The organism is Pseudoalteromonas arctica (assembly GCF_012927645.1).
In the GTDB taxonomy this organism is placed as follows: Bacteria; Pseudomonadota; Gammaproteobacteria; order Enterobacterales; family Alteromonadaceae; genus Pseudoalteromonas; species Pseudoalteromonas arctica_A.
This window is the reverse complement of record NZ_JABBMT010000005.1, coordinates 16,089-38,906: the sequence shown is the minus strand read 5'-3', so window position 1 is coordinate 38,906 and position 22,818 is coordinate 16,089. Positions and strand designations below refer to the sequence as shown.

The following is a 22,818-nucleotide window of genomic DNA, read 5'->3' as shown; positions in this document are numbered from 1 at the left end:
TATGAATATTCCAACTTATTTTAAAGCAGGTGTATTAATAGATATAGAGCAGCCCCTTCAACTACTCGATTTAAAAATACCGTATTTGAAAGATAATCAAGTTCTGGTGAAAATGCATATGGCTGGCTTGTGTAGAAGCCAGCTGATGGAGAGTAAAGGCCTTAGAGGAGAAGACAAGTATTTGCCCCACTTAATGGGTCATGAAGGTGTAGGTGAAGTAATAGCAGTTGGCAATAGTGTTACCAAGGTTAAACAAGGAAATCGTGTCGTTCTTGGTTGGCTAAAAGGCAGTGGAATCGATTCCGGTGGGACACATCTAATTAGCAAAGAGGGTCAAATTATCAATGCAGGTCCAGTTACGACTTTTTCAGAGTACTCTGTTATATCTGAGAATAGAGTAACCATTTGCCCTGAAGGTATTTCAAATGAGTTAGCTGTTTTACTCGGTTGCGCCCTCCCCACAGGAGCCGGTATGGTTCTTAACCAGATACAACCACACTCTAATAGTAATGTGATATTAATCGGACTAGGTGGTATAGGCATAAGTGCACTATTAATGCTTAAACATTTCAGACCAAAAAAAATCATAGTTGTAGATATTGAACAATCTAAATGTGACTTAGCACTACAACTAGGCGCCGATGAAGCTTATTTATATGAAGAAGCAAGCCTAGCTTTACTCAAAGAGCAACACCCTAACGGCTTTGATTATGCTATTGAGAGTGCTGGACTATGTGAAACCATAGAATTCGCTTTTAATAATATACATAACAGCGGTAAATGCTATTTTGCCTCACATCCAAAAACTGGCGATTTTATAAAGTTAGATCCTCATCAACTAATTTGTGGAAAGCAAATTTTTGGAACTTGGGGAGGTAATTGTAATCCAGACAAAGATTTAAAATCGATTGCAGATATTATTCAAAAACTTGAAATATCTATTAATTCTTTGATAAGCCATCGCTATTCTTTGAATCAAATCAATGAAGCAATATCGGCGCTCGAACGAAGAGAAATTACCAGAGCCATCATTACTTTTGAGAATATTGAAGTATGAATAAGCAAGTCCTTGTTCAAGGAAATTTTGACATTTTACACCCTGGCCACATTCGCTTACTTCGTTTTGCAAAAGAGTGTGGTGATAAACTAATTGTTGCTGTTAACAGCGACAAATCTATGGGGTTAAAGAGTCGGGTAAACGAACAACATCGCCTAGAGATGGTTCAATCCCTCGAATGTGTGAATGAAGCATTTTTATCAGATTTAACTCCAGCAGAAACCGTAAAGAGCCTCAAGCCTCATATTGTCGTGAAAGGTAAAGAGTTTGAAAGTAGGCACAATCCTGAGCATGCTCTTGTTGAAATGTACGGAGGAAAGCTTATTTTTGGCTCTGGTGAGTTCGAATCTAATTCCGAACAATATATTACAAGAACAATAAGCCATGGTCATAACTTTGATTACAAAAAATGCCAAAGTTATGCAACAAGGCATCAGTTTGATTATCAATCAATCAACACGGTATTTTCTCAATTTAGTGAAAACCGTGTTGCTGTAATTGGCGAAATAATCGTCGATGAATATATCCAAGGTACTGCGGTAGGCTTATCTCAGGAGGATCCTACCATAGTGATGACACCAGATAGAACGGATACATTTTTAGGCGGAGCAGCAATTACAGCAGGTCATATAAAAGGGCTAGGAGCTAATCAAGTTACGCTTTTCTCGGTACTTGGCAAAGATGATAAAGCTGATTACGTAAAAAATCATATTAACGCATACAATATTGATACTATACTTTTCGATGATGGCAGTCGCCCTACACCATTAAAATCACGATATAGAGCTGGGAATAAAACACTTCTAAGGGTCAATCAAGTTCGACAGCATAAAATTTCTAAAGAAATTCAAACCGATTTATACTTGCAACTTGAAAGTAGTATTAACAACTTCGATTTACTGGTATTTTCTGATTTTAATTATGGATTATTACCTCAAACTCTGGTCGATAAAGTCATTGCTTTATGCAAAGAAAACAATGTACGTGTTGTCGCAGACAGCCAAACCTCTTCTCAAGTTGGTGACATTGCCCGTTATAAAGATATGATGCTAATAACACCAACAGAAAAAGAAGTCCGTGTTGCTCTGAATAACATTGATGATGGTCTACCTATTTTAGCGCAAAAACTGTGTGAAAAAGCTAATCCGATGTCGTTGGTTATTACCCTTGCGGGAGAAGGTATTTTTATCCATCTACCAGATCAAAATGGCCAATGGGAAAATGATATGCTTCCTGCGATTAACCGTAATGCGGTTGATCCTGCGGGAGCTGGTGATTGCTTCTTAGCTGCCAGTAGCCTTGCTTTGTGCTCAGGTGCAACACCGTGGCAGGCATTTTATATTGCAAGTATTGCAGCCGCTTGCCAAGTAGATACACTAGGAAATCAGCCACTGTCTTTTAACACGCTCCAGCAACGAGTACTGGAGTCATTCAAAAATATATGAAAGCGATATTGCTAGCAGCAGGATTAGGCACTCGGTTAAAACCTTTGACTAATACAATTCCAAAATGTTTAGTGCCTATTAATGGCAAGCCTTTATTGGCTTATTGGTTAGAAAAACTCGATAAACTTGGTGTCAGCGACATACTCATTAATGTACATTATTTCGCTGAACAAGTTGAAGAATTTGTATCAACATCCGAATATCGTAATAAAATAACACTCGTTAGAGAGACTAAATTACTCGGTACTGGCGGAACTTTGATTAGTAATAAAGGGTTTTGGCGAAGTAGTCCCACAATAGTCATTCATGCTGATAACTATTGTGAAGATAACCTCACTCGTTTTTTAGAAGTCCATAACAAAAGGCCGAAAAAATGTGATGCAACTCTTCTACTATTCGAAACACAAACACCTTCCCAATGTGGTATCGTTGAATTAGATTCATCGGGTGTGATACACAGTTTTCATGAAAAAGTATCTAACCCACCAAGTAATCTAGCAAGCGGTGCATTGTTTTTATTCTCCGAAGGAGTGTATGAAAAATACTTTGCACACTTTAAACAGAAAAACTTCTATGAGATAAGCCTCGACATGGTGCCTTTATTAGTGGGCAGTCTTTATAGCTATAAAACCCCCCTGAGATATATCGATATTGGCACACCCGAAGCTTATAATAAACTCCAAACTGAGTTGCTTGCTATCAACAAACCTGCTTAATAGTAAGATAAATAAAAACTAGGATATAATGTGAAGTTATCAGAACAACTTAACAATAGCATAGTAAGTTATGCAAACCTTCCTGCACTTTTTGTTGATAATAAGTTCATTACCTATAAAAAACTTGCAAATTACGCTAAGAATATTAACACGAGTGCAATCAGTGAAGCTGAGCAAATTGGTATTTTAAGTTACCGAGATACTCACTATTATAGCGCTGTACTTGCCTGTGCTTTGGATTCACGAACATTTATACCGCTTGGAGTAAAACTCCCAATAGCAAGATTGCTCTCTATCATAGAGCAAAGCAATTTACAGTATGTTTTATACAGTACAAAATATCTATCAATTAGCCAGCAATTAAAAAGCGCTCTCCCCAATATATTATTTTTATGCCTTGAGGATTTAGTTTATAAAGACACTGTACCAACTGAACAATTACAAACTCGCTACCGCCCCTCCTGTATTGCTTATATTTTATTTACTTCTGGCTCAACAGGCGCACCAAAAGGCGTACCTATTACTCAAGCAAACCTTGAGTGTTATGTTCGCACTATGTGTGAACATTTACCGCTAACCAACACTGATAAGGTAAGCCAAGTATTTGATCCTACGTTTGATCTTAGCATGCATGATATTTTTGTTACTTGGCTGCAAGGTGCTTGTCTTTATGTCTTACCTGAAGCAGCTTTATTTGCTCCTGGTAAATTCATCAGACAACACGGGCTTACAGTGTGGTTTAGTGTACCTTCTACTGTATCAATTATGGCTAAATTAGGCATGCTCAAAAGTGATGCCTATCCAAGCCTCCGTGTGAGCCAGTTTTGTGGCGAAGCATTACCACGAACACTAGCTGCTCAGTGGCAAAAAGCAGCACCAAACAGTCAGATTATTAATCTTTATGGGCCAACTGAAGCAACAATTGCCTGTAGTCGATATGTGTTTGATTGTAACGATAGTAGCGGTAGTAATTTCATCCCTCTGGGTAAGGCTTTAAAATATATGGACTTTAAAATTGATCCGCAAGGTGAATTATTAATTTCAGGTCCACAAGTATTTTCTGGTTATTTGAATGATAGTATTAAAACTCAGCAATGCTTACTTACAACAAATAATATTACCTATTATCGTAGTGGTGATCTGGTAAAGTGTGATGATAAGGGGATATTCCATTATATCAGCCGTGTAGATGACCAGGTTAAAATTCAGGGATACCGTGTTGAGTTATCTGAAGTAAATACATTAGCACAAGACTTTTTATCAAACCCTTTAGTACACACTATCGCAACTCCGAGGCAACAACCTCAAAGTTTGACTTTATTTATTTGTAATCCAGCCGATAAAGAAGTTGAACAAACACTGATTGATTACTTAAAGCAACAGCTGCCACTTTATATGGTGCCCAAAAAGATTATATGGATCGATTCCATGCCACTAAATAGTAATGGTAAAATTGATAAAAGCGCCCTACATACCATGATGGAGAAATAATGAGCTTAACAAATTCGATTGAACAAGCTATCAATAATAAATTAATAGAAAAGCATGGTCAGGACATACTCATATCATTAGATAAAAAAAATAGTTTAATAAGTTTAGGTCTTTTAGACTCGCTTGATTTTATTAGTATGTTAATGGAAATAGAAAACAGCTTAAACCTTGATATTGATTTCGAAGAAGCTGACCCTGTGCAATTTACATCTTACAGTGGCCTAATAAAGCTACTTAGTGAGTCTACTAATGCCTAACAAAGTGAATTGGCAAGAAATATATAATACGGAATATGTGAATGCCCCTGAGTGTTGGAAAACATGCGGTGGCTACTGTTGTAAAAATTTTTACGGAGAGCATTTTAATATCCTAGACAAAAGTGGTGTATCTTTACCTCTTCTCGAAAATGAGTATGAGTACTATAAATCTATTGGTGGTATTAAAAATATTACTACACCAGCTAAAAAGCGTACATTTACGCTTTCAAACGGTAAAAGCTTCAGTATCTATTTGCTCTCTTGCCAATGTGGTGGTTTATGCGAACCCCATGGACACAGACCCTTAGTTTGCAGAATATATCCCTATTTCCCTATAGTAGATGCGTTTGGTACTGTTATTGATTTTGAGTACTCCGCTTTAATGGATCTTTTTTACCGTGATCCAGATAATAACCATAAATGTACGCTAGTTAGAGAGCAAGCCATAAAGTTGAAACGTGAACTTACAGTTTCTATGAAACCATTGTTACGTGATCCTGAAGTTGTGTTTATCTTTAGATGTTTAAAGGAACTTGTAGACCGCCTCAAAGAAAAAATGGGGGGCTTCATTGATACCTTAGATGAATCACAGAAAAAAAAGTTTATTGCTAAATATGAATGGATGATTCTATCAGGCAAGCCGTGGAAAGATCCCGCTTTTTCAAAAAGAATTGATACTATCTACGACGAAGTTAAAGCAGCTTTCGGTAATGAGGACTTTTTGTGAGAAGTATCAGCCAAGAACAAATTATCGCAACATTACATTCAGTTGGTATCAACATGAATGACAGTGTGTTTATACACTCTTCATTATTTACACTTGGCGCTATAGAAAATCACTCAGTAAAAGAAGTGCCTAAGGCGCTCCTAAACTGCTTTAAAACTGCAGTTGGTGATAACGGTAATATATTTATGCCAGCGTTTAATTATCAATTTCCACGCAGTCGCAAAGAAGATTTACGCTCACAAAAATGTGTCTTAGGGTATTGGCCTGAGTGGTTTAGACAACAAAAAAATGTAGTACGCTCTGGACACCCTTTGTTCTCTATATGCGGTTTAGGCCCTGATGCGGCAAAAATTTGTTTACCCAAAAAGCCTGAATATTATGCCTTTGCAGAGCACTCAACGTTTAGTAGGTTAATAGAACAAGATACAGTGCTTGTACTGCAAGGCATTGGTCTTAGAGTCGCCACGGTGATTGTTCAAATAGAAGCAATGTTAGGTTTGAACTATCGTTTTAATAAGCCCTTTACCGGTGTGACAACACTCACAAATGGAGAAGAAGCAAACGGTACTTTTTACCACTTTTGCTTCCCTATAAATAATGCCTATAGGGAAGACTATTCCAAATTAGAAGCTGCATTATTAAAATCAGGGGTTATGAAACAAGCCCAACTTGGAAGATCATTTATCTATACAATAAAAATGAAAGAACTTTATCATTTTGTAAAAGACTTTGTTGCTGATAACCAATTTGCATTGCTCAACTGTAACCCATCTGAACTATATCGTTTTGATAATGGAAAAGAAGTCTCTTATTCTGTCGATAAATAATTGTTTATATCGTTATATGCGGCAACAAGTACATCAGCTTGTCGCCATTGTTTACCGCCTGATCTGCCTGAAATAATTATATTATCGACACTGTTTTTTAATGTATCAAAATTAGCTTGATTATTTTTTTCAAATTCTAAAGTTGGCACAGGAAAAGTGCCATGTATGACCTGTTTAATATGACTGATACATGTAGCATCTTGGCCGACAACTTGCATTTTCTTTAATGTATTCACAATTTCATCCACGTCATACTGCTCCACCTCTTCTGGCCTGCATAATATTTCTGCCGACAAGTTCGCATGCTGACTTTTAGTGCTGAGGTTAGGGTATAACGTCAACCTAAATATATCCGTTTGATGATCCCACACCCATAAATAATGCGATTTTTGGTCAAGTAAAAGCAAGTCAAAATTCAGATGAAATACAATAGCAGTTCTAAGTTCTGGCTTGTTATAAATTAAAGGTAAGCCTAATGCTTTTAAAGCAATAAATGGAGGGGCACTCCAAAATAACAACTGACAATCAAGGACTTCTGTTTTATTAATAAGCTTCACTCCCGTGATCTGCCGCCCATTAGTTTCTATCTTCTCTATTGATGAAGAAAGTACAATCTCAACTCCAGCGCTTTTAAGTTTAGTTACTAAATACTCAACCCAAGCCTCAATCCCTTTATTTTCTAATGGATAAAAGTAATTTGGGGTTTTAGAGTTGTCTTTAGTTTGTCGTTCATGAAAATGCGCTAGCGTTTGATATCCAATTTTAGCGTCAAAAATAGGGATATTTTTCAGTGCATTTGCAACATCTGGTTCAAAAGCAAGTATGCGAGTAAAGCCAAACAGTCCTGCAGCGACCGTTAATGTATTTAAATCTGTATGTTTACCATAGAGCTTATACAGAATTGGTTTGATTATATGCTGGGTAAACGTCTTACCTAATGTTTCTTCGCAATAAGGGAGTATAAGCGAACTGCCACTAGAAGAGGTTGCTTGAATAAGCTCAGCACAACCTTGATAATACTCTTCGCTTGGCAGTTTGTGACTATCTGGAAACGGAGAGTTTAAATCCCATTCACCGGCGAAGTAATTACCTGATTGCAGTTTTTCTATTACGTGCCAATAGTAATCACGATTTTCTAGCTCGCCAAATAACAGAGTATCAAGCGCTTCTATGCCCGTTGCGTTCGGTATATGTGATCCCATATCATAATATGCACCTAACTCATCTTTTATAGAACAAAATAATCCCCCAACACGCTCACTTTGCTCAATTATTGTAACTTTTTTAAAAGACTGTTTGAGTAGTAATGCCGCCATTAAACCACATACCCCACCACCAACAACGATAGCTGAATTTCGCATAATAATTCTCCAGAAACTAGTAAGTAGTAGCTATATGATAACCACTCATGATTACGTAATTTGAGCAATAGGTGATTTATATGCAACGATACTTCTTTGTGCAGAAGTGATCTTATCGTTCTGATCATAAGAAACATCATACGATTGCTGCGTTATTGCAAATTTACTGAATAGTTCGCAAACATCTGCTTTAGAAGCAAAAAATAGGCCATCAATGTCAGAGAAATAATCCGGCGAAAATTGTCGCGCAAACCCATCATGCTGATATCCTGAGTTTATAAATGCAGGATGAGTATCAGCATACATAATAGAAAATATACAACCGCCTGGTTTTAACACTCGGTAAGATTCACTAAGGGCAACTAAAATATCTGAGCGAGGAACACAGTTTAAAGCGCTTCTGTCTATCACTAAGTCGAACGAATTATCTTGCCAAGGTAACTGAGTAAAATGACCATTAACTAAATCAGCTTTAAGTTGTAACCTTGTTAGACGCTCTTGAGCAAAATCTAAAGCAACTGAAGATATATCAATACCAGCAACATCAACTCCCTCTTCAGCCATAAAAACGATATTATTTCCAGCACCACAGCCTAACTCTAATGCGCTTAAACTTGAATTAGTGTGCCTTAATCGCATCACCAATGATACGATTGCATCATAAGGGTATTTATTTAATTGCCTGCCCTGCTGATAAATATTCTGCCAATTACCCATTTCACTTCATGACCAAGAGTGTTTGTTGCTCTAGCTTGTCAATTGCAGACGCCATATCTAAAACACTGCATCCATATTTATCCGCAATATCAATAGAGTCGTGCTCTCCATCACTATAATTTAATAACATCTTAATGTGATTAAGCTCATCGAGTTGGCTTACACGCTCTTTACTAAAAAAACTTAACGTTGGATACAACCCTTTACTACCTAAGTTAGGTTCACCAAAAGGTAGTGTATTCTCAAAAGTCGCAGCTTGTTCAAACGCCAAAAATATTTTCTCTAATTGATCAATACTATCAAGCAGTGGTTTTATTCCCATAAACGCTTTAGTATCAAGGGAAGTATGATACTGGTGGTAGCCAGAATGAAAACTACGGCTGACACAGCACACTGGCAATTGAAAGCCGGGAGAATTATATTGCCTTTCATCAGAACCACTTAAAGGACTAAATTGTATGTTTTCATGGTTATAATCATGTTGATTTAGATGATATAAAAGTTTATCTAGCATACCATTATCATTCCGACTATGTTTAAAAACTAATTTTTCAGGTTCTCCACCCATACAATTAATAACCAGTCCAGAAACCATGTTTGCAGTAAAATGCTCCCCCATTAAATGAAGCAATCCTAAACTACCTATTGTTTCAGGGTGTAATGCAAAACGGTAGGAGTAACGACGTTTTGGCCATTTTTTAATACGATTAAATAAGCCTAAAAGAACTAAAGGGCCGCTCAGCTCATTATTCGCCATTGATGGATGACATAGATATGAACTTAGTAATACTTCTTGTTTTGATTCACCATTTAAAACTGATTGGGCGATATCCAACGAACCATCTACAAACTGACTCTTAATTACAGCTTTGTATGTTCCCTCTTTAAGTTGTTCACGTATTTCATGAGCGATACAAAAACCCCAACGCTTTTTATAGTAGCTAGTAACATAAGGGATTGCCGTTGGCTGCTCAGGTAGGCTATATAAGTGCTTTTGAAGCTCTTCAAGGCTAAGCTCTATTTCTACAGATTCTGAGTAATTAACGACCTCAATATTCAATCGCTGCATATCAGCAATTTTCTCTCCATCAGGCCCTAATAAATAAGCATCTTCACAATGCCACTCCTTAGGTACAGTCCAATCAAATATTTTTTCACCAGAAGCAATAGAAGAAATATTAAGTGGCATATACCGCGAGAGAATACTATAACTTTGTCGTAAGCCTGGACCTGTTATAGAACGAAGAATAGGGAAAAGCTCATCAAATAACTCACTGTAGAAAGCCTCTGATTCTTGGTAATCTGTCACTATTATTCCTTTCCTAAGTCACATTTTTCATCATAGTGGATTTTATAATCAGCCATTATCTCTTGGATATAACATTTCCATAACTTATTTAGCTGTTTATATTTTTCTAAACAAAATACTTCGTCTTCATATTGATACAAAAGCGTAATCATCGGGCAGTGATAATATAACAGTGAGCCTTTTATAATGTGAAAAATGTGCCCAAGAGTAGTGCCTTTTAACGAATAAACATATCTTGCTTGACGCTGTAGCTGTTTCGCCGCAGTGGCACGTTCAGTAATATTCTCATCAATAATTGATAATAAATGTTCACAGATCTCTTCAAGCTTATCAATAGCAATGAACCTATCTTCAACATCATCGATTGGCAATTCTGTAAAAAAATCATTCTTTATATTGCTTATAGCCAGATCTTTATCTATCTCTCTTTCTATATCTATCAAATGTTCTACCGCTGTCGGAATAGCCCCTTGAAGCTTGGCACCATGACCAACATTAATACAGCTTGTTACTTTATAATGTGCTAACAATTTCTCCAATTGCACATGAGCCACAAAAAACAAATCATTTGTTATTACACTCTCACTTAGGTTCCCTTTCAACACTCTTCCATCGAACTCTAAGCATGTATACCCTAGCGTATCATCATCGTTATTTACTTTATAGATGCTATCTTTACTATGATGAGAACCAGATAACTGTTTGCCGTTATCAACACCAAACAGATAAATATTACGAAACCCCATGTGTAAAAAAAATGAAAGAGCTGCATTTGCCACAACAGGGTTGCAAAAAGGAATTAGCGGCAAGCCTTGATATATATGGGTAAGACATAAAACTTCCATTAAACATGTCCCCGCCTCATTACCTTTTCCCGCTATTCCTGCCCATTTATAACGTTTATTAGTATCGGGATATAAGGTATTCAGACCCAACAAATTCACTTTTTTATATTCATCAGCAGGGAAAATATCACCAAAAATTTTGTAGTTCGAATATGGCCGTTCAACTAATACGTGGAAGTCAACTGGGATACCCTTATTATATAATGACGCTATGGCCGTTCCCGCAGCAATTACGATCCCTTTTTGATGGTTATTTTTTAAAAAAACTTCAGCCTCATCCAGTGATGGACCATTACCAACGATAAATATAGGCGTATCAAAGTCCATTTCCTGGGTCGTCTTCGTTAGTAACGCAGCTTTATTTCGAATATGGTGGATACAATGGGCTAGACCTGTTATTGCATCGTTATAGAAACCATGACCAAACTGAAAACGAAAGTAATCATTACTCCATTGCTTAATTAAATCGTTTAATTCAACCCCAGGTGTATGTTGATAACAAAAGCTACGAACTAAGGAAAACGCCCCGATATCTTCAGCTATTTTTTCAATATCCGTTATAAAGGATTCATGATCTACACCTAAGTGAAAAAATAGACATCCCCCATCAGTATTGACTTTATTTATAACTTCAAACCAATCAGTGCAAAATAAACTCGCAAAAAATTGTTCAAAATCTGGTTCAACTAAAAAGGTATAATCAAATTGAGTTTGCTCCAAAAGAAGCGGAACATGATAACCGAGTCCGATACCAAAAATAATAGCAGAAGGAAACGAAGAGGGTAATTTACCTAGTCGAGGCTTATCTTCAGCCCTAACATTTTTCATAAATTGAGTTAATTTGGTCATGTATCGAATATGAATACGAGTATCATCATCGTTTTCTGGATAGCCCGTGTAATCAGTAAAACTGAACGCGGGGTTTGAAGTTTGCATATGTATTTGTTTTTTAGTTTGGGCCATTGGGTCTTGTGAATAAAGTAAAGTACTTCCACCACTTGGTATAAAATTACCATGCCCGGACTCTGTAACATGTAAGCAAAAGTCATCTTTGGTTTTAAAGTTTTTTATTGCTATTGCTATATCAGGGAAAAATTCAGCAAAACACTCAAAATTCTTTTCAAATCGCTCATTTGCTTCTGTAGAAAAAATCGCCTCTCTTTCTTGATGTTTAATAGTTTTTTCAAGTTTTTCTGAGATGTGCTCAAGCTCGTTATTAATATCTATATTCTTTATCATGTCGGTTACCTACTTGATATTTTTATACACATTTATTTTTTTTTGCGTATTAATATGAACACCAAGTTCTTTTGCAGCCTGCTGTTTTTTGAGGCTTATTTCTAATACCGTAGTATTCAATTTGATTGAAAAATCCGATAAAAATAACACATCGTTTTCGCTGAGATTCTCAGGTGAGGCAAAGAGTGCTTTCAATGTTCTATCAATTGATAGTAACTTACTTTGAGCTGACTCTATATCACCTTCAGCTAAATATTGATTAATTACAGACAAATCGGGGGCTAACTGAGACAATAAACTAGCCGACATTAGCATCTATACCATTTTCACTAAGTGTTTTTTCTCGAACGTCGTGAGGAATAGCATCCCAAGCAGACTTTATTTCTTTCAATAAATTAGATACTTCTTCAACAATTGCAGGATCATTTTTTATTGTTGCATCAACTAAGCGATCTATCATATAAGAATAAAGTGCATATAAATTATCAGTCACTTCACCACCAACTTTAAAATCTAAACAGCCCCTTAAGGCTTCAATAATAGCAGTCGCTTTAGATAAATGTTCGGCCTTCGCTTCCATATGTTTTCTTTCAATAGCAACTTTAGACATCACCATTTTTTCAATCGCACCCGCCATTAACATTTGAATTATTTCATAGCGATCAGCACCGGCAACACGGGTCTTGAGTGCTTCTTTCTGATAATTTTTTACTTTGGCGTTATACATATTAAAACCCTTTTAAATCAAAATTCATTTATGATTTGTTTCTTGTAAATCCAGGTAAGCTCGCAAGCTGCGCTCCTAAGTACTGTTGTGTTGATTGCATTTGCGCCAGTAACACATCTAAACCCGCATATTGCTTTCTAAGCCTACTTTCTAATTCGGTCATTCTAAATTCATGCTTTAGCACATCATCTTCTAAATCAGTGACCTGTGTATTTAAATTATCTTCTCTTTGCTTTAAAATGCCTTTTGAACTTACGTAATTATCTAAAAAAGATTCGAACTGTTTAGCAACACCATTTTCACCAGCAAAAGCCTTTCCGATATCATCAAAATTTTCATCCATTGCTGTATTTAAACTGCGGACTAAAGTTGATTTTTCTAGATAACCTTTCTTATCAACACCCAAGCCAATATCGAAAATACTTGTGAAAGGCCCTGCATCCGTTAAATTTGTAGAAAGCATATTGACCATTTGCGAGCTCAAAGTACGAATGGTTGCATCGCTATTTAAAGGTTTACCGACTCTCGATTGCAGACCTAACTGCCCTATAGCATTGTTATAATTAGCAATAAATTCATCAATTAATGTTGTAACGCTCTCACGGTCATAGCTAACAGCCAACTTTGCCGTCTCTCCATCAACGCTTTGTCGTTTAGCGGTGATCGTCATATCTTGTACAGCATCTTTAAACGTATTGGTGTCATTGGTAATCTCAATACCATCAACTTTAATTACTGCGCTTTTTGCTTTATTTTCATCTGCTATACCAATACCACCGCTATTAGGAGCTCCACCATTAGCATCAGTGGATACATTATCAAGCTCAGCATTATCATTGGTGATTACCAAGTCATTATTAGCGCCACTTACACTTGAAGTAAGAACCAACTTTGACTCTGTACCAGTATTTATTATATTTGCTGTTACACCAAAATTATCATCCGAGTCATTAATTGCGTCACGCAAATCAGCTAATGTCGCACCTGCATCGAGAGTTAGGTCAAAGCTTTTGTCTCCAGCAGCAAATGACAAGGTGCCTCCAGAAGCAGTAACCACATCATCCGTTGCCGTAAACAAACCAGCATTTGATGTCGCGCGACTGCCTTGAGCAAGTGCTAAAACTTCAATTTTAAAATTACCAGGCGTAATATCTTTTGTCGGTGTAACAGCAATTAAATCGCCGTCGTCACTAGTAGGTTGGCTAATATTGGCTATGCGTTTATTGAAATTATCAGGATCTGCTAGCTTTTTTATTGTGTCTTGTAGCTTGGATAACGCAGACTTTATCTCTCCTATTGAAGATAATTCAACTTCTAACGACTTATCCTTTTTTGCAAAAGCATTCATTTTTGGAACATTTTCGGCATCAACAGTTGCTTTAATGATACTTTCGAGATCCAGCCCAGATCCAATACCTGCAGATGTTATAAGTGGCATACTTCTCTCCTACTATCTGTTCCAAAAAATATCATACGGTTTGATTTAGTAACAAACCTTTGCTAGTAAGTTTATCGGCAAATTCATCTAAAGCTTTAGCAACTTCTCTAAACTCTTCAGTTGGAATTTCACGAATAACTTCTTCGCTTGTTTTATCAAACACTTTGATTATTGGCGGATCGCCCTGCTCATCAAATTCAAACTTCAAATTTGTTGCCGTCACAGGTATATATTTATTTAATTTCTCTAAGTTTTCTTTCACTTCGTCGATCAATGCTTTTCTTTCACTTTCAGAATCAAGTTGCTGACTATCATCAACAAGTGCGGGCTCTCTACCAGCAATTTTTGTACCAGCTTGTTCAACAGTTGCTTTTTTACTTGCTTCGTTTAACTCATTTTTATTTGTAAAAGATGAATTAGCGGTGACGTTTTCACTCGATTTAATTATTCCACCTAAGTCAGCCATAGTAGCTCTCCTTCAAAATACAAACAAAGTATAAGTCATTACCGAGACAATATCTCAATAATGACCTAATTAACCGTCTAGCCTAGTAACGATAATGCTACTTGTGGACGCTGGTTTGCTTGACTCAAAATAGATTGGCTTGCTTGTTGTAATATTTGTGATTTAGTCAAATTAGCTGTTTCGGCAGCAAAGTCAGTATCTTTGATACGAGACTGTGCAGCAGATAAGTTTTCTGAGATATTAGATTGATTTCGAATCGTTGATTGAAAACGATTTTGCACAGCACCGAGTTCTGCACGTTTTTTATCAACTACCGCAATCATTGCATCCATACCAGCAAACACTGCTTGTGCATTCGCTTGTGATGAAACACTTATCCCATCTGCGGTAAACGTTGTAGAGAACGAGTAATCATTAGCAGCACCTGAGATATCACTTATACCATCAGCCAAAGCGGAAAGCGTGTCACCACCAATTGATGCTGCAATCCCCGCAATACCTGAAAGTGTAAATCCGTTATTAACTTCAATAGAGTAACCACTACCATCTGTTTGCGTCGTGTCGGTACCTACATCTTTCATGCTAAAACCGATTGTTTGCACTGCATCAGCCCCGACTTGAAACTTAGCATCATAAGTGCCATCAAGTAAGTTTTGCCCTGCGAATGTAGTATCTTTAGCTACACGATTTACTTCTTCTGATAATGAACGAATCTCTTCTTGGATCGCTAAACGATCTTCATCAGTATTCGAACCATTTGACGCTTGTTGCGCAAGCGTTCGAACACGTTGAAACATTGATGTTACTTCATCAAGAGCGCCCTCAGCAGTTTGAGCTAAAGAAATACCATCATTGGCATTACGATTTCCTTGATTTAAACCGTTAACCTGAGAAGTTAAACGATTCGATATTTGCATGCCTGCAGCATCGTCTTTCGCGCTATTTATACGAAAACCTGATGATAGGCGTTGAAAGGATGTATCGAGCGAGTTACCAGATTTCATCAACTGGCGTTGTGCGTTCAATGAACTCACATTAGTATTTACATATAAAGCCATAATAGCCTCCGCTTTATCATTTTAAATAGAATAACAACGGGATACCCCTACCCTGTTATTACTCCAGACTGAGAGTCCTAGATTTTTAGTTCTCTAAGTCAGTTATCGTCAGATAAAACGGAAACTTTAGCTTTATTTATAAATTTATTTAACTTTTATTTAATTTTAACCCTGTAACAAGCTTAATGCTGCTTGAGGCCTTTGATTTGCTTGACCTAATATTGTTTGGCTCGCTTGTTGTAAAATTTGGTTTTTAGTTAAGTTAGCTGTCTCCATTGCAAAATCAGCATCTTTAATTCTTGATTTAGCAGAGGCTAAATTCTCAGATATATTTGCTTGGTTACGAATGGTTGACTGAAAACGGTTTTGTACCGCACCTAATTCAGCTCGTTTTTTATCAACAACAGCAATTAATGCATCCATACCAGCAAACACTGCTTGCGCATTAGCTTGTGATGAAACAGTAATTCCATCAGCCGTAAATATATCAGCAAAAGTAATTGCTGTAGCAGCAACCCCGCCTATAGAGCTGATGCCAGCAGCTAATACACCGTAACCATTCCCACTAACAGCACTTGCAATACCCGCAATTCCTGAAAGCGTAAAACCATCATTACCCACAATTGAGTTAGGAGTTCCGGCACTATTTTCACCTACTGACTGCATACTAAAGCCAATCGTTTGCACAGCATCAGCACCAACCTGAAAACTTGCCGAATAACTTCCATCTAATAAGTTTTGACCACCAAATGTGGTATCGGCTGCAACTCGATTAACCTCTGCAGATAATTGGCGGATCTCTTCTTGGATAGCTAGGCGATCTTCATCGGTATTAGAACCATTCGAAGCTTGTTGTGAGAGTGTTCTTATTCGTTGGAATGAATTAGTAATCTCTTCCAACGCACCTTCAGCTGTCTGCGCTAGAGAAATACCGTCATTAGCATTACGATTACCTTGGTTTAAGCCTAAAATTTGCGATTGTAAACGATCCGATATTTGCAAACCAGCGGCATCATCAGCAGCACTATTTATACGTAGCCCTGATGATAAACGTTTAAATGACGTATCTAAGTCATTTCCCGTATTTGATAGCTGACGCTGTGCATTTAACGCACTAACATTAGTATTTACATATAAAGCCATAATAAACTCTCTTCTTATCTGTCAAATTAAAGCCATTCTTGTAATGAATGGTGTTTTGACAAAGTGACTCGTTACAGTGGCAAACTAAAGTTGGCCTGGGGCAAAAAACTGCCACTTTGCAGGTTAATTTAAAAACTTAATAAGTATTCAGCAATCTTTAGGCCAACTTTATAGATAGAGTGCATTGAATTATAAAAAACGAGGAAAGGGCCTATAAGGCCCTTTGAAGATAAGTTTGAGAGTGGGTATGTATAACACTTACTATTGGCATAGTTTGTGCTTTAACAATTATGTTCTTACAAATGTTAGAACAATACAGGATTTTTAAGCACCTCCGCTTTATCAATCCGTTTCAGCGCCTTTGTTAATACCCCATTAGACAAAGGCGCTACATTCTCAGTCAATTAATTGACGTCGCTTCACAATTAATAAATCAGTTGTTAACCTAGAAGACTTAATGCAGCCTGTGGACGCTGATTAGCCTGACTAAGAATTGTTTGGCTAGCCTGTTGTAGAATCTGCATTTTTGTTAAGTTTGCTGTTTCTTGTGCAAAGTCAGTATCTTTAATACGCGATTGCGCCGCACTTAAATTCTCAGAGATATTCGATTGATTACGGATCGTAGATTGAAAACGATTTTGCACAGCACCTAGCTCTGCACGTTTTTTATCAACCACGGCAATCATTGCATCCATACCTGCAAATACTGCTTGTGCATTCGCTTGTGATGAAACACTTATCCCATCTGCGGTAAACGTTGTAGAGAACGAGTAATCATTAGCAGCACCTGAGATATCACTTATACCATCAGCCAAAGCGGAAAGCGTGTCACCACCAATTGATGCTGCAATCCCCGCAACACCTGAAAGCGTAAATCCGTTATTAACTTCAATAGAGTAACCACTACCATCTGTTTGCGTCGTGTCGGTACCTACATCTTTCATGCTAAAACCGATTGTTTGCACTGCATCAGCCCCTACTTGAAACTTAGCATCATAAGTACCATCAAGTAAGTTTTGCCCACCAAAAGTAGTATCAGCAGCAACACGATTCACCTCTTCAGATAGTGAACGGATTTCTTCCTGAATTGCTAAACGGTCTTCATCAGTATTTGAGCCGTTAGCTGCTTGCTGTGATAATGTTCTGATACGTTGGAACATTGATGTTACTTCGTCTAATGCACCCTCAGCTGTTTGTGCTAGTGAAATACCATCGTTCGCGTTACGGTTACCTTGGTTCAAACCGTTAATTTGTGATGTTAAACGGTCAGAAATTTGTAGACCAGCCGCATCATCTTTCGCACTGTTAATACGAAAACCTGACGATAAACGTTGAAATGATGTATCCAGTGCATTACCAGAATTGTTTAATTGTCTTTGTGCGTTTAATGCACTAACATTTGTATTTACATATAAAGCCATGATTATCTCTCCCGAAGTAAACTTATCATTTACTCTCAAACTTACTTAGATTAAGCAGTGGTTGTTATTTACAACGCTTTGCTTGGTTAATTAAGTTATCGGTCTGCTCGAAAAATCCTTTAGCTTTTTTTTAAGTTTTTTTAATTATTTTATTATCTTATTGTTATTAATTAACTTTTAGCGACATAAAACAATTATCACACATCGAAAACAACGCAATGCGGTTAACTAAAGATGTTCTAGTGCAGTATCAGCTAAGTAATTAAATAATAAAGGTAAGAGTCTTAGAAGGTGGGAAAATAGCAGAGTAAGGCAATGTTTTGCCTTACTCTTGGTGTTCTTATAGCTTACTTATAAGTAATCAAACAATGAGAGTTTAGCTAAGCGGCCAAAAGTTGCCTGTGAAGCTTGCAGTGCCGTTTCTTGCTTAGTGAGCTCTGTGATTGCTTCTGCCATATCAAGTTCAACTAAATCTGCTCGCGATGATTTATTATTCACATCAAGATCACTATTCGATTGGGTGATTTTTTCAGTGGTATTTAATCGTCCCCCTAACCCTGCTTGAGTTAAAGATACAGTATTTTTACTGTTATCAATTTGGATCATCGCAGCCGCGAGTACTTGATCATAATCGTCTTGACTCAATGTTGGGTCGGTGAGTCCTGCGATTAAGTCACTTAGCGTATTTAACACGTTTTCTTTTTGCGGAGCCTCAAGTGTGAAATCAACTTGCCCATTTGCAACTGGGTTCATACTAATTTCCATACCAGCGACTTTAAGAGTTGAACCATCAAAAGTGCCTGACTCAATAACATTGCCGCCTTGCTCAACTGAATATGAATTTGGGCTGCCGGCGGTTGTAATAATATTAAACGTGTTTGCTCCAGCTGCAGCGCTAGGATCTGCGTTATAGTTGGCTTTATGAAATGCATCAAATTGTGCTTGCTCTCGTACATATACTTGAGCGCTGGTGATGCCACCTGATGCAACACCATCATTAGAGGCAACATTTAAACGCGCATTGACCTTTTCGAAGGTATCAAAGCCGTTATCACTTGATTTTATCTCCACACCTTCGGCTACTTTAATCTTGTGCTGACCTTGGTCACCGCCATACACATATTTGCCAGTTGATGAATCCAGAGAATAAGTTTGCGTGTTATCCTGATAGCCTGAAAATATATACTTCCCATCTTCAGTCTTAGCATTCATTAAATCAAGCACACTACTTTGTATCGATTTAAGTTCCTCTGCAATGCCTTCGCGATCTATATCCGTATAAACCCCATTACCTGCTTGAATTGCCAATGTATAAGCTTTTTCAAGTGAGCCTTTAATATTTTCCAGCACACTATCTTGAGTCTTTAAACGGCTCGTTATCATAGTAATATTTTTACTATACTGTTCATTTGCTTGAATACGGTCGGTATACAATAATGCCCGTGCTGTTGCCGATGGGTCATCAGCTGCGGTCAATACTCGCTTCTGAGTATTAACTTGCTCTTGCGCTTTATTAACATTCTGTTGGTTATTCAAAATAGAGTTTAAGCTATTTTGATACATTTGGTTATTTGATAAACGCATAATTACCTCGCCGCACTAAGTAAAGTGTCGAAAATTGTACGAGCAGCTGAAAGTACTTGTGCCGAAGCTGCGTAAGACTGCTGAAAACGTAATAAATTGGCCGCTTCTTCATCTAAATTCACTCCTGACAGTGACTCATACCACGCCTCTGACTGCTGGGCTAATGCATCAAATGCAGCGCCATTAGTCATAGCTTGATTAGTTACCACCCCAATATCAGTGACTAGCCCTGCATAAGCTTGATTAAATGTTTTATGGTTATCAGCCGATGCGGTTGTAGTCACATTTTGCCGCACTAACTCACCACTTTGCAGTCCTGCCAACAATAAGCCATTGCGGTTATCATCAAATCCGCCTTCGTTGAACTCCAAAGTAAAGCTATCACCTATAGCTGGTGTGCCCTCAATATTAAAATCAAAACCATAGCTATCATAAGGCGCGCCCGCTTGAGCGAGTATGTTCTCAGCAGGAGGAGTGATGGTAAATGTTGCGGTGCCACTTCCATCCGTAAGCGTATATTCATTCGCATTTGCAGTTTTAACAATACTAATATCACCATTGGCCAAACCTGGTGGGCTGGTTGCTGAAAACCCGCCACTCGTTACACTGCTTACTACACCTGCAGATATATTGGCATTACCAGTATTATTGATATCATCAGCTGTACGAATAGGTGATGCCAATGCCAATGCTTCAGGCCTATCTGTGGCGAGTGTCAAACTTGATGCCGCCTGTGCATTTAATTTTACTGAAAATTGATCGCCCACAGCGCCACCACCCGACACATTTAATTGTAAGCCAAACGATTCTCCACCAGTGACAGTCGATGAATCAATAACCCCTGCGACAATATCAGCAGTTGAAGGTGCACCCAATGGCTCTCCTTTATTATCAACAGGCTGTATTTCAACAGTTGTGCCACTGGTATAAGTAACAATAAAGTCACTAGCAGGCATTTCGCTGCCTTTGCCCGGCTCTAAGGTAGCCGTCATACTCGAATTACCCGTATTGGCTTGATAGGCATAAGCTCCCACAGTCGGAATAGCAAAAATATCCCCACCGAGTTCACCATTGCCATCCATACCTAAACGATTTTGCTGATTAAACGCATCCGCAATCGCAAGTCCCATTTGCCCAAGTTGATTTTGCGCAGGGACTAATATGTCATCACGAAACGCCAGCAAACCACCTATTTTGCCTTTTAATTTACTCGCATCCACCTCAAGCGGCACGGCTTTGCCGCCATCTATATCAAGGTGTAATTCTTTAAAATTAGGATCTGGATCACCTGTCATCGAAAATAAATTAAAGGCACCATCTTGCATGACTAATGATTCACCAGTGCCCATGAAAACAAGCTTTTCGCCATTAGGGCCATCCAGTGTTTCTACATCTATTAACTCAGATAACTTGCGAATAGCTAAATCTCGCTCGTTATACATAGTGCTTGAATCTGCTTCGTTACGGGTGCCATTTACGGTCGCTATTTGCTTATTCAAGCTGCTAATATTTTGAATTAAAGTATTGGCTTCATCCGAGAAAATCTCGAGTTGCTCGTTTACAATATTTTTCTGATCAAAAACGATACCTGAGAGCCTATCCATTTGATCGAGTAAATTTTGTGCATCAGTCATCACTAAAGAACGTGCAACTGTTGAAGATGGCTGATTTAAACTTTCTTGAATATTGTTAAAAAAAGAATTAACACTGGTAGACAAGCTATTTGATTCTTCAGAAAACAGAGTATCAACCCGACTTGCCTCAGTAACAAATTGATCAAAAAAGGTTTTATTTGAGGTATCACGATTGAGTTGCTTTTGTGCAAACTCATTTAATAAACGATAGGTTTCTCCACGACCGACTTGGTTATCAATCATGGTCATATGCTCTGTACGCTCGCGTACATAACCCACCGTATTCACATTGGCAATGTTCTTACTGGTGGTTTGCAGTAACTCAGAGTTAGCACGAACTCCTGAGCTTGCAATGTCAAATAAGTTAAATGACATGTTAATTTACTCCTTGGCGAACCAATGATGTCGCCAATGTTTTAAGCTCTGTGTGGTTTAACACTTGCTTAATTTTGTCAGCGTAATTGGGATCTGTGGCATAACCAGCTTTTTGAAGTGAATCTAAAAAGGCTGCTGGTTTTGCAGTATTTTGTAGCGCTTCTTGGTAGCGTGGGTTTTCTGTCAAAAACTGCACAAAGTCGTTCACACTGTCTTTAATAGAGTCGTATGCACGAAAACTAGCTTGTTTTTTAACAGGTGTGCCTTGCTCAAATTCGAGTGTCACTTTATTGGCTTTCTCGCCTTGCCAGCTTCTATCTGATTTGATATTGAACAAGTTAAAGCTGCTATTACCGTCACTTTTATTAATAATATGCTTGCCCCAACCAGTTTCGAGTGCCGCTTGGGCAACCATTACTGCGGGGTTCAAACCTATTTTTTCAGCCGCCGTTTTCGCATGCTCCCAAACACTACTAATAAAATCTTCTGCATTTTCAAACTGCGGTTTTTGTTGGGTCTTTTGGCTATCACTAACAGCGGATGCCTCTTTCGCCATATCGCTACTGTTACCACTGGCACGACGATCACTGCTAAAATTATCAGCTGTGCGAAGTACAGAACTTGGAGTAAAGCCTTTTGCGTCAGGAGAAAGCTGTTGCACAATAAGATCCGCTAATCCCAATGAGCCTTTTGAAGAGAGATCAACAGACAGTTGCTGGTCGTGCATTTCTTCAAAAAACTTTACGCCGCTGGAATTGAACGGGCTGTCTTTATCTTCAAAGGCCTCATTTGCCTTGCGCATGCTTTTAAGCAGCATCTGTGTAAATATAGATTCAAATTGTGCCGCTGCTTTTTTTAATGCTTCTTTTGATGCTTCTGGCGAGGCATCACTTTTTAAGGCATCTTGGCGTAAAGTATTAAGATTGCCTAAATCAAAGAAGTTTTGTTTATCGAGATGATTAGTATCCATCAGCAATTTGA

At 37.8% G+C, this 22,818-nt stretch carries 21 protein-coding genes; 7 read left to right on the top strand and 14 right to left on the bottom strand.

All coding sequences use genetic code 11. The annotated features are described in order from the left end of the window. Position 1 precedes the first annotated feature (1 nt). From HHO47_RS04665 to HHO47_RS04635, 7 genes are read left to right on the top strand one after another with little or no spacing between them, the layout of a single operon-like run. Positions 2–1,057, top strand: coding sequence for an alcohol dehydrogenase catalytic domain-containing protein (locus HHO47_RS04665; protein ID WP_145239471.1), 1,056 nt, complete (start codon positions 2–4; stop codon positions 1,055–1,057). Continuing rightward, positions 1,054–2,502, top strand: a complete 1,449-nt coding sequence (locus tag HHO47_RS04660) for a PfkB family carbohydrate kinase (protein ID WP_169019238.1) — start codon at positions 1,054–1,056, stop codon at positions 2,500–2,502. Before HHO47_RS04665 ends, HHO47_RS04660 begins: the two co-directional genes overlap by 4 nt. Next, on the top strand, positions 2,499–3,218 hold the full coding sequence (locus HHO47_RS04655; protein ID WP_169019237.1) for a nucleotidyltransferase family protein: 720 nt from the start codon (positions 2,499–2,501) through the stop codon (positions 3,216–3,218). Before HHO47_RS04660 ends, HHO47_RS04655 begins: the two co-directional genes overlap by 4 nt. Positions 3,219–3,248: 30 nt before the next feature. Then, a complete protein-coding gene (locus HHO47_RS04650) occupies positions 3,249–4,709 on the top strand; it encodes an AMP-binding protein (RefSeq protein WP_169019236.1) in 1,461 nt (486 codons plus the stop codon). Further along, the gene (locus tag HHO47_RS04645; RefSeq protein ID WP_145239482.1) at positions 4,709–4,966 is read left to right on the top strand and encodes a hypothetical protein; all 258 of its coding nucleotides are present in this window, start codon (positions 4,709–4,711) and stop codon (positions 4,964–4,966) included. The genes HHO47_RS04650 and HHO47_RS04645 overlap by 1 nt, the downstream gene beginning before the upstream one ends. Then, positions 4,959–5,693: a hypothetical protein gene (locus HHO47_RS04640; RefSeq protein WP_058559738.1), complete on the top strand. Its 735-nt coding sequence runs from the start codon at positions 4,959–4,961 to the stop codon at positions 5,691–5,693. Before HHO47_RS04645 ends, HHO47_RS04640 begins: the two co-directional genes overlap by 8 nt. Continuing rightward, positions 5,690–6,520: an AAC(3) family N-acetyltransferase gene (locus tag HHO47_RS04635; protein WP_169019235.1), complete on the top strand. Its 831-nt coding sequence runs from the start codon at positions 5,690–5,692 to the stop codon at positions 6,518–6,520. Before HHO47_RS04640 ends, HHO47_RS04635 begins: the two co-directional genes overlap by 4 nt. Here the strand turns inward: HHO47_RS04635 and HHO47_RS04630 are convergent. The 14 genes from HHO47_RS04630 to flgJ all read right to left on the bottom strand — a co-directional run bounded on the left by HHO47_RS04630 (position 6,502) and on the right by flgJ (position 22,807). After that, a complete protein-coding gene (locus tag HHO47_RS04630; RefSeq protein ID WP_169019234.1) occupies positions 6,502–7,881 on the bottom strand; it encodes an FAD-dependent oxidoreductase in 1,380 nt (459 codons plus the stop codon). The genes HHO47_RS04635 and HHO47_RS04630 overlap by 19 nt on opposite strands. A gap of 51 nt (positions 7,882–7,932) precedes the next feature. Next, positions 7,933–8,598 (bottom strand): class I SAM-dependent methyltransferase, encoded by a 666-nt coding sequence (locus HHO47_RS04625; protein ID WP_169019233.1) that lies wholly within the window; start codon positions 8,596–8,598, stop codon positions 7,933–7,935. A 1-nt stretch (position 8,599) separates the two neighbouring features. Beyond that, positions 8,600–9,907 (bottom strand): DUF4910 domain-containing protein, encoded by a 1,308-nt coding sequence (locus tag HHO47_RS04620; protein ID WP_169019232.1) that lies wholly within the window; start codon positions 9,905–9,907, stop codon positions 8,600–8,602. A 2-nt stretch (positions 9,908–9,909) separates the two neighbouring features. Beyond that, positions 9,910–11,991, bottom strand: a complete 2,082-nt coding sequence (locus tag HHO47_RS04615; protein WP_169019231.1) for a motility associated factor glycosyltransferase family protein — start codon at positions 11,989–11,991, stop codon at positions 9,910–9,912. Positions 11,992–12,000: 9 nt separating this feature from the next. Then, positions 12,001–12,300, bottom strand: coding sequence for a hypothetical protein (locus HHO47_RS04610; RefSeq protein WP_169019230.1), 300 nt, complete (start codon positions 12,298–12,300; stop codon positions 12,001–12,003). Next, positions 12,290–12,718 carry a flagellar export chaperone FliS gene (fliS, locus tag HHO47_RS04605; protein WP_149981556.1) on the bottom strand — a complete coding sequence of 143 codons (429 nt, stop codon included), beginning with the start codon at positions 12,716–12,718 and terminating at the stop codon, positions 12,290–12,292. Before fliS ends, HHO47_RS04610 begins: the two co-directional genes overlap by 11 nt. A gap of 28 nt (positions 12,719–12,746) precedes the next feature. Next, a complete protein-coding gene (fliD, locus tag HHO47_RS04600; RefSeq protein WP_169019229.1) occupies positions 12,747–14,156 on the bottom strand; it encodes a flagellar filament capping protein FliD in 1,410 nt (469 codons plus the stop codon). Positions 14,157–14,187: 31 nt separating this feature from the next. Continuing rightward, on the bottom strand, positions 14,188–14,622 hold the full coding sequence (locus HHO47_RS04595; protein WP_211183613.1) for a flagellar protein FlaG: 435 nt from the start codon (positions 14,620–14,622) through the stop codon (positions 14,188–14,190). Positions 14,623–14,699: 77 nt separating this feature from the next. Then, entirely contained in the window at positions 14,700–15,680 is a 981-nt protein-coding gene (locus tag HHO47_RS04590; protein ID WP_169019228.1) for a flagellin, read from the bottom strand. Between the two features lie 165 nt (positions 15,681–15,845). Next, complete coding sequence (locus tag HHO47_RS04585) at positions 15,846–16,823, bottom strand: flagellin (RefSeq protein WP_169019227.1); 978 nt, start codon at positions 16,821–16,823, stop codon at positions 15,846–15,848. 440 nt (positions 16,824–17,263) lie between these two features. Beyond that, positions 17,264–18,244 (bottom strand): flagellin, encoded by a 981-nt coding sequence (locus tag HHO47_RS04580; protein WP_169019226.1) that lies wholly within the window; start codon positions 18,242–18,244, stop codon positions 17,264–17,266. Between the two features lie 351 nt (positions 18,245–18,595). Then, positions 18,596–19,828: a flagellar hook-associated protein FlgL gene (flgL, locus tag HHO47_RS04575; protein WP_169019225.1), complete on the bottom strand. Its 1,233-nt coding sequence runs from the start codon at positions 19,826–19,828 to the stop codon at positions 18,596–18,598. 2 nt (positions 19,829–19,830) lie between these two features. Beyond that, positions 19,831–21,837, bottom strand: a complete 2,007-nt coding sequence (gene flgK, locus HHO47_RS04570; RefSeq protein ID WP_169019224.1) for a flagellar hook-associated protein FlgK — start codon at positions 21,835–21,837, stop codon at positions 19,831–19,833. Between the two features lies 1 nt (position 21,838). Further along, positions 21,839–22,807, bottom strand: coding sequence for a flagellar assembly peptidoglycan hydrolase FlgJ (flgJ, locus tag HHO47_RS04565; RefSeq protein WP_169019223.1), 969 nt, complete (start codon positions 22,805–22,807; stop codon positions 21,839–21,841). Positions 22,808–22,818: the final 11 nt, after the last annotated feature.

Bases quoted from the DNA above. Each gene is read 5' to 3' on its own strand.
- flgJ (WP_169019223.1), bottom strand. From the start codon at position 22,807: ATGGATACTAATCATCTCGATAAACAAAACTTCTTTGATTTAGGCAAT.
- HHO47_RS04615 (WP_169019231.1), bottom strand. From the start codon at position 11,991: ATGATAAAGAATATAGATATTAATAACGAGCTTGAGCACATCTCAGAA.
- HHO47_RS04655 (WP_169019237.1), top strand. From the start codon at position 2,499: ATGAAAGCGATATTGCTAGCAGCAGGATTAGGCACTCGGTTAAAACCT.
- HHO47_RS04665 (WP_145239471.1), top strand. From the start codon at position 2: ATGAATATTCCAACTTATTTTAAAGCAGGTGTATTAATAGATATAGAG.
- HHO47_RS04590 (WP_169019228.1), bottom strand. From the start codon at position 15,680: ATGGCTTTATATGTAAATACTAATGTGAGTTCATTGAACGCACAACGC.
- HHO47_RS04585 (WP_169019227.1), bottom strand. From the start codon at position 16,823: ATGGCTTTATATGTAAATACTAATGTTAGTGCGTTAAATGCACAGCGT.
- fliS (WP_149981556.1), bottom strand. From the start codon at position 12,718: ATGTATAACGCCAAAGTAAAAAATTATCAGAAAGAAGCACTCAAGACC.
- HHO47_RS04645 (WP_145239482.1), top strand. From the start codon at position 4,709: ATGAGCTTAACAAATTCGATTGAACAAGCTATCAATAATAAATTAATA.
- HHO47_RS04640 (WP_058559738.1), top strand. From the start codon at position 4,959: ATGCCTAACAAAGTGAATTGGCAAGAAATATATAATACGGAATATGTG.
- HHO47_RS04610 (WP_169019230.1), bottom strand. From the start codon at position 12,300: ATGTCGGCTAGTTTATTGTCTCAGTTAGCCCCCGATTTGTCTGTAATT.
- HHO47_RS04625 (WP_169019233.1), bottom strand. From the start codon at position 8,598: ATGGGTAATTGGCAGAATATTTATCAGCAGGGCAGGCAATTAAATAAA.
- flgK (WP_169019224.1), bottom strand. From the start codon at position 21,837: ATGTCATTTAACTTATTTGACATTGCAAGCTCAGGAGTTCGTGCTAAC.
- HHO47_RS04595 (WP_211183613.1), bottom strand. From the start codon at position 14,622: ATGGCTGACTTAGGTGGAATAATTAAATCGAGTGAAAACGTCACCGCT.
- fliD (WP_169019229.1), bottom strand. From the start codon at position 14,156: ATGCCACTTATAACATCTGCAGGTATTGGATCTGGGCTGGATCTCGAA.
- HHO47_RS04630 (WP_169019234.1), bottom strand. From the start codon at position 7,881: ATGCGAAATTCAGCTATCGTTGTTGGTGGTGGGGTATGTGGTTTAATG.
- flgL (WP_169019225.1), bottom strand. From the start codon at position 19,828: ATGCGTTTATCAAATAACCAAATGTATCAAAATAGCTTAAACTCTATT.
- HHO47_RS04660 (WP_169019238.1), top strand. From the start codon at position 1,054: ATGAATAAGCAAGTCCTTGTTCAAGGAAATTTTGACATTTTACACCCT.
- HHO47_RS04580 (WP_169019226.1), bottom strand. From the start codon at position 18,244: ATGGCTTTATATGTAAATACAAATGTTAGTGCATTAAACGCACAAAGA.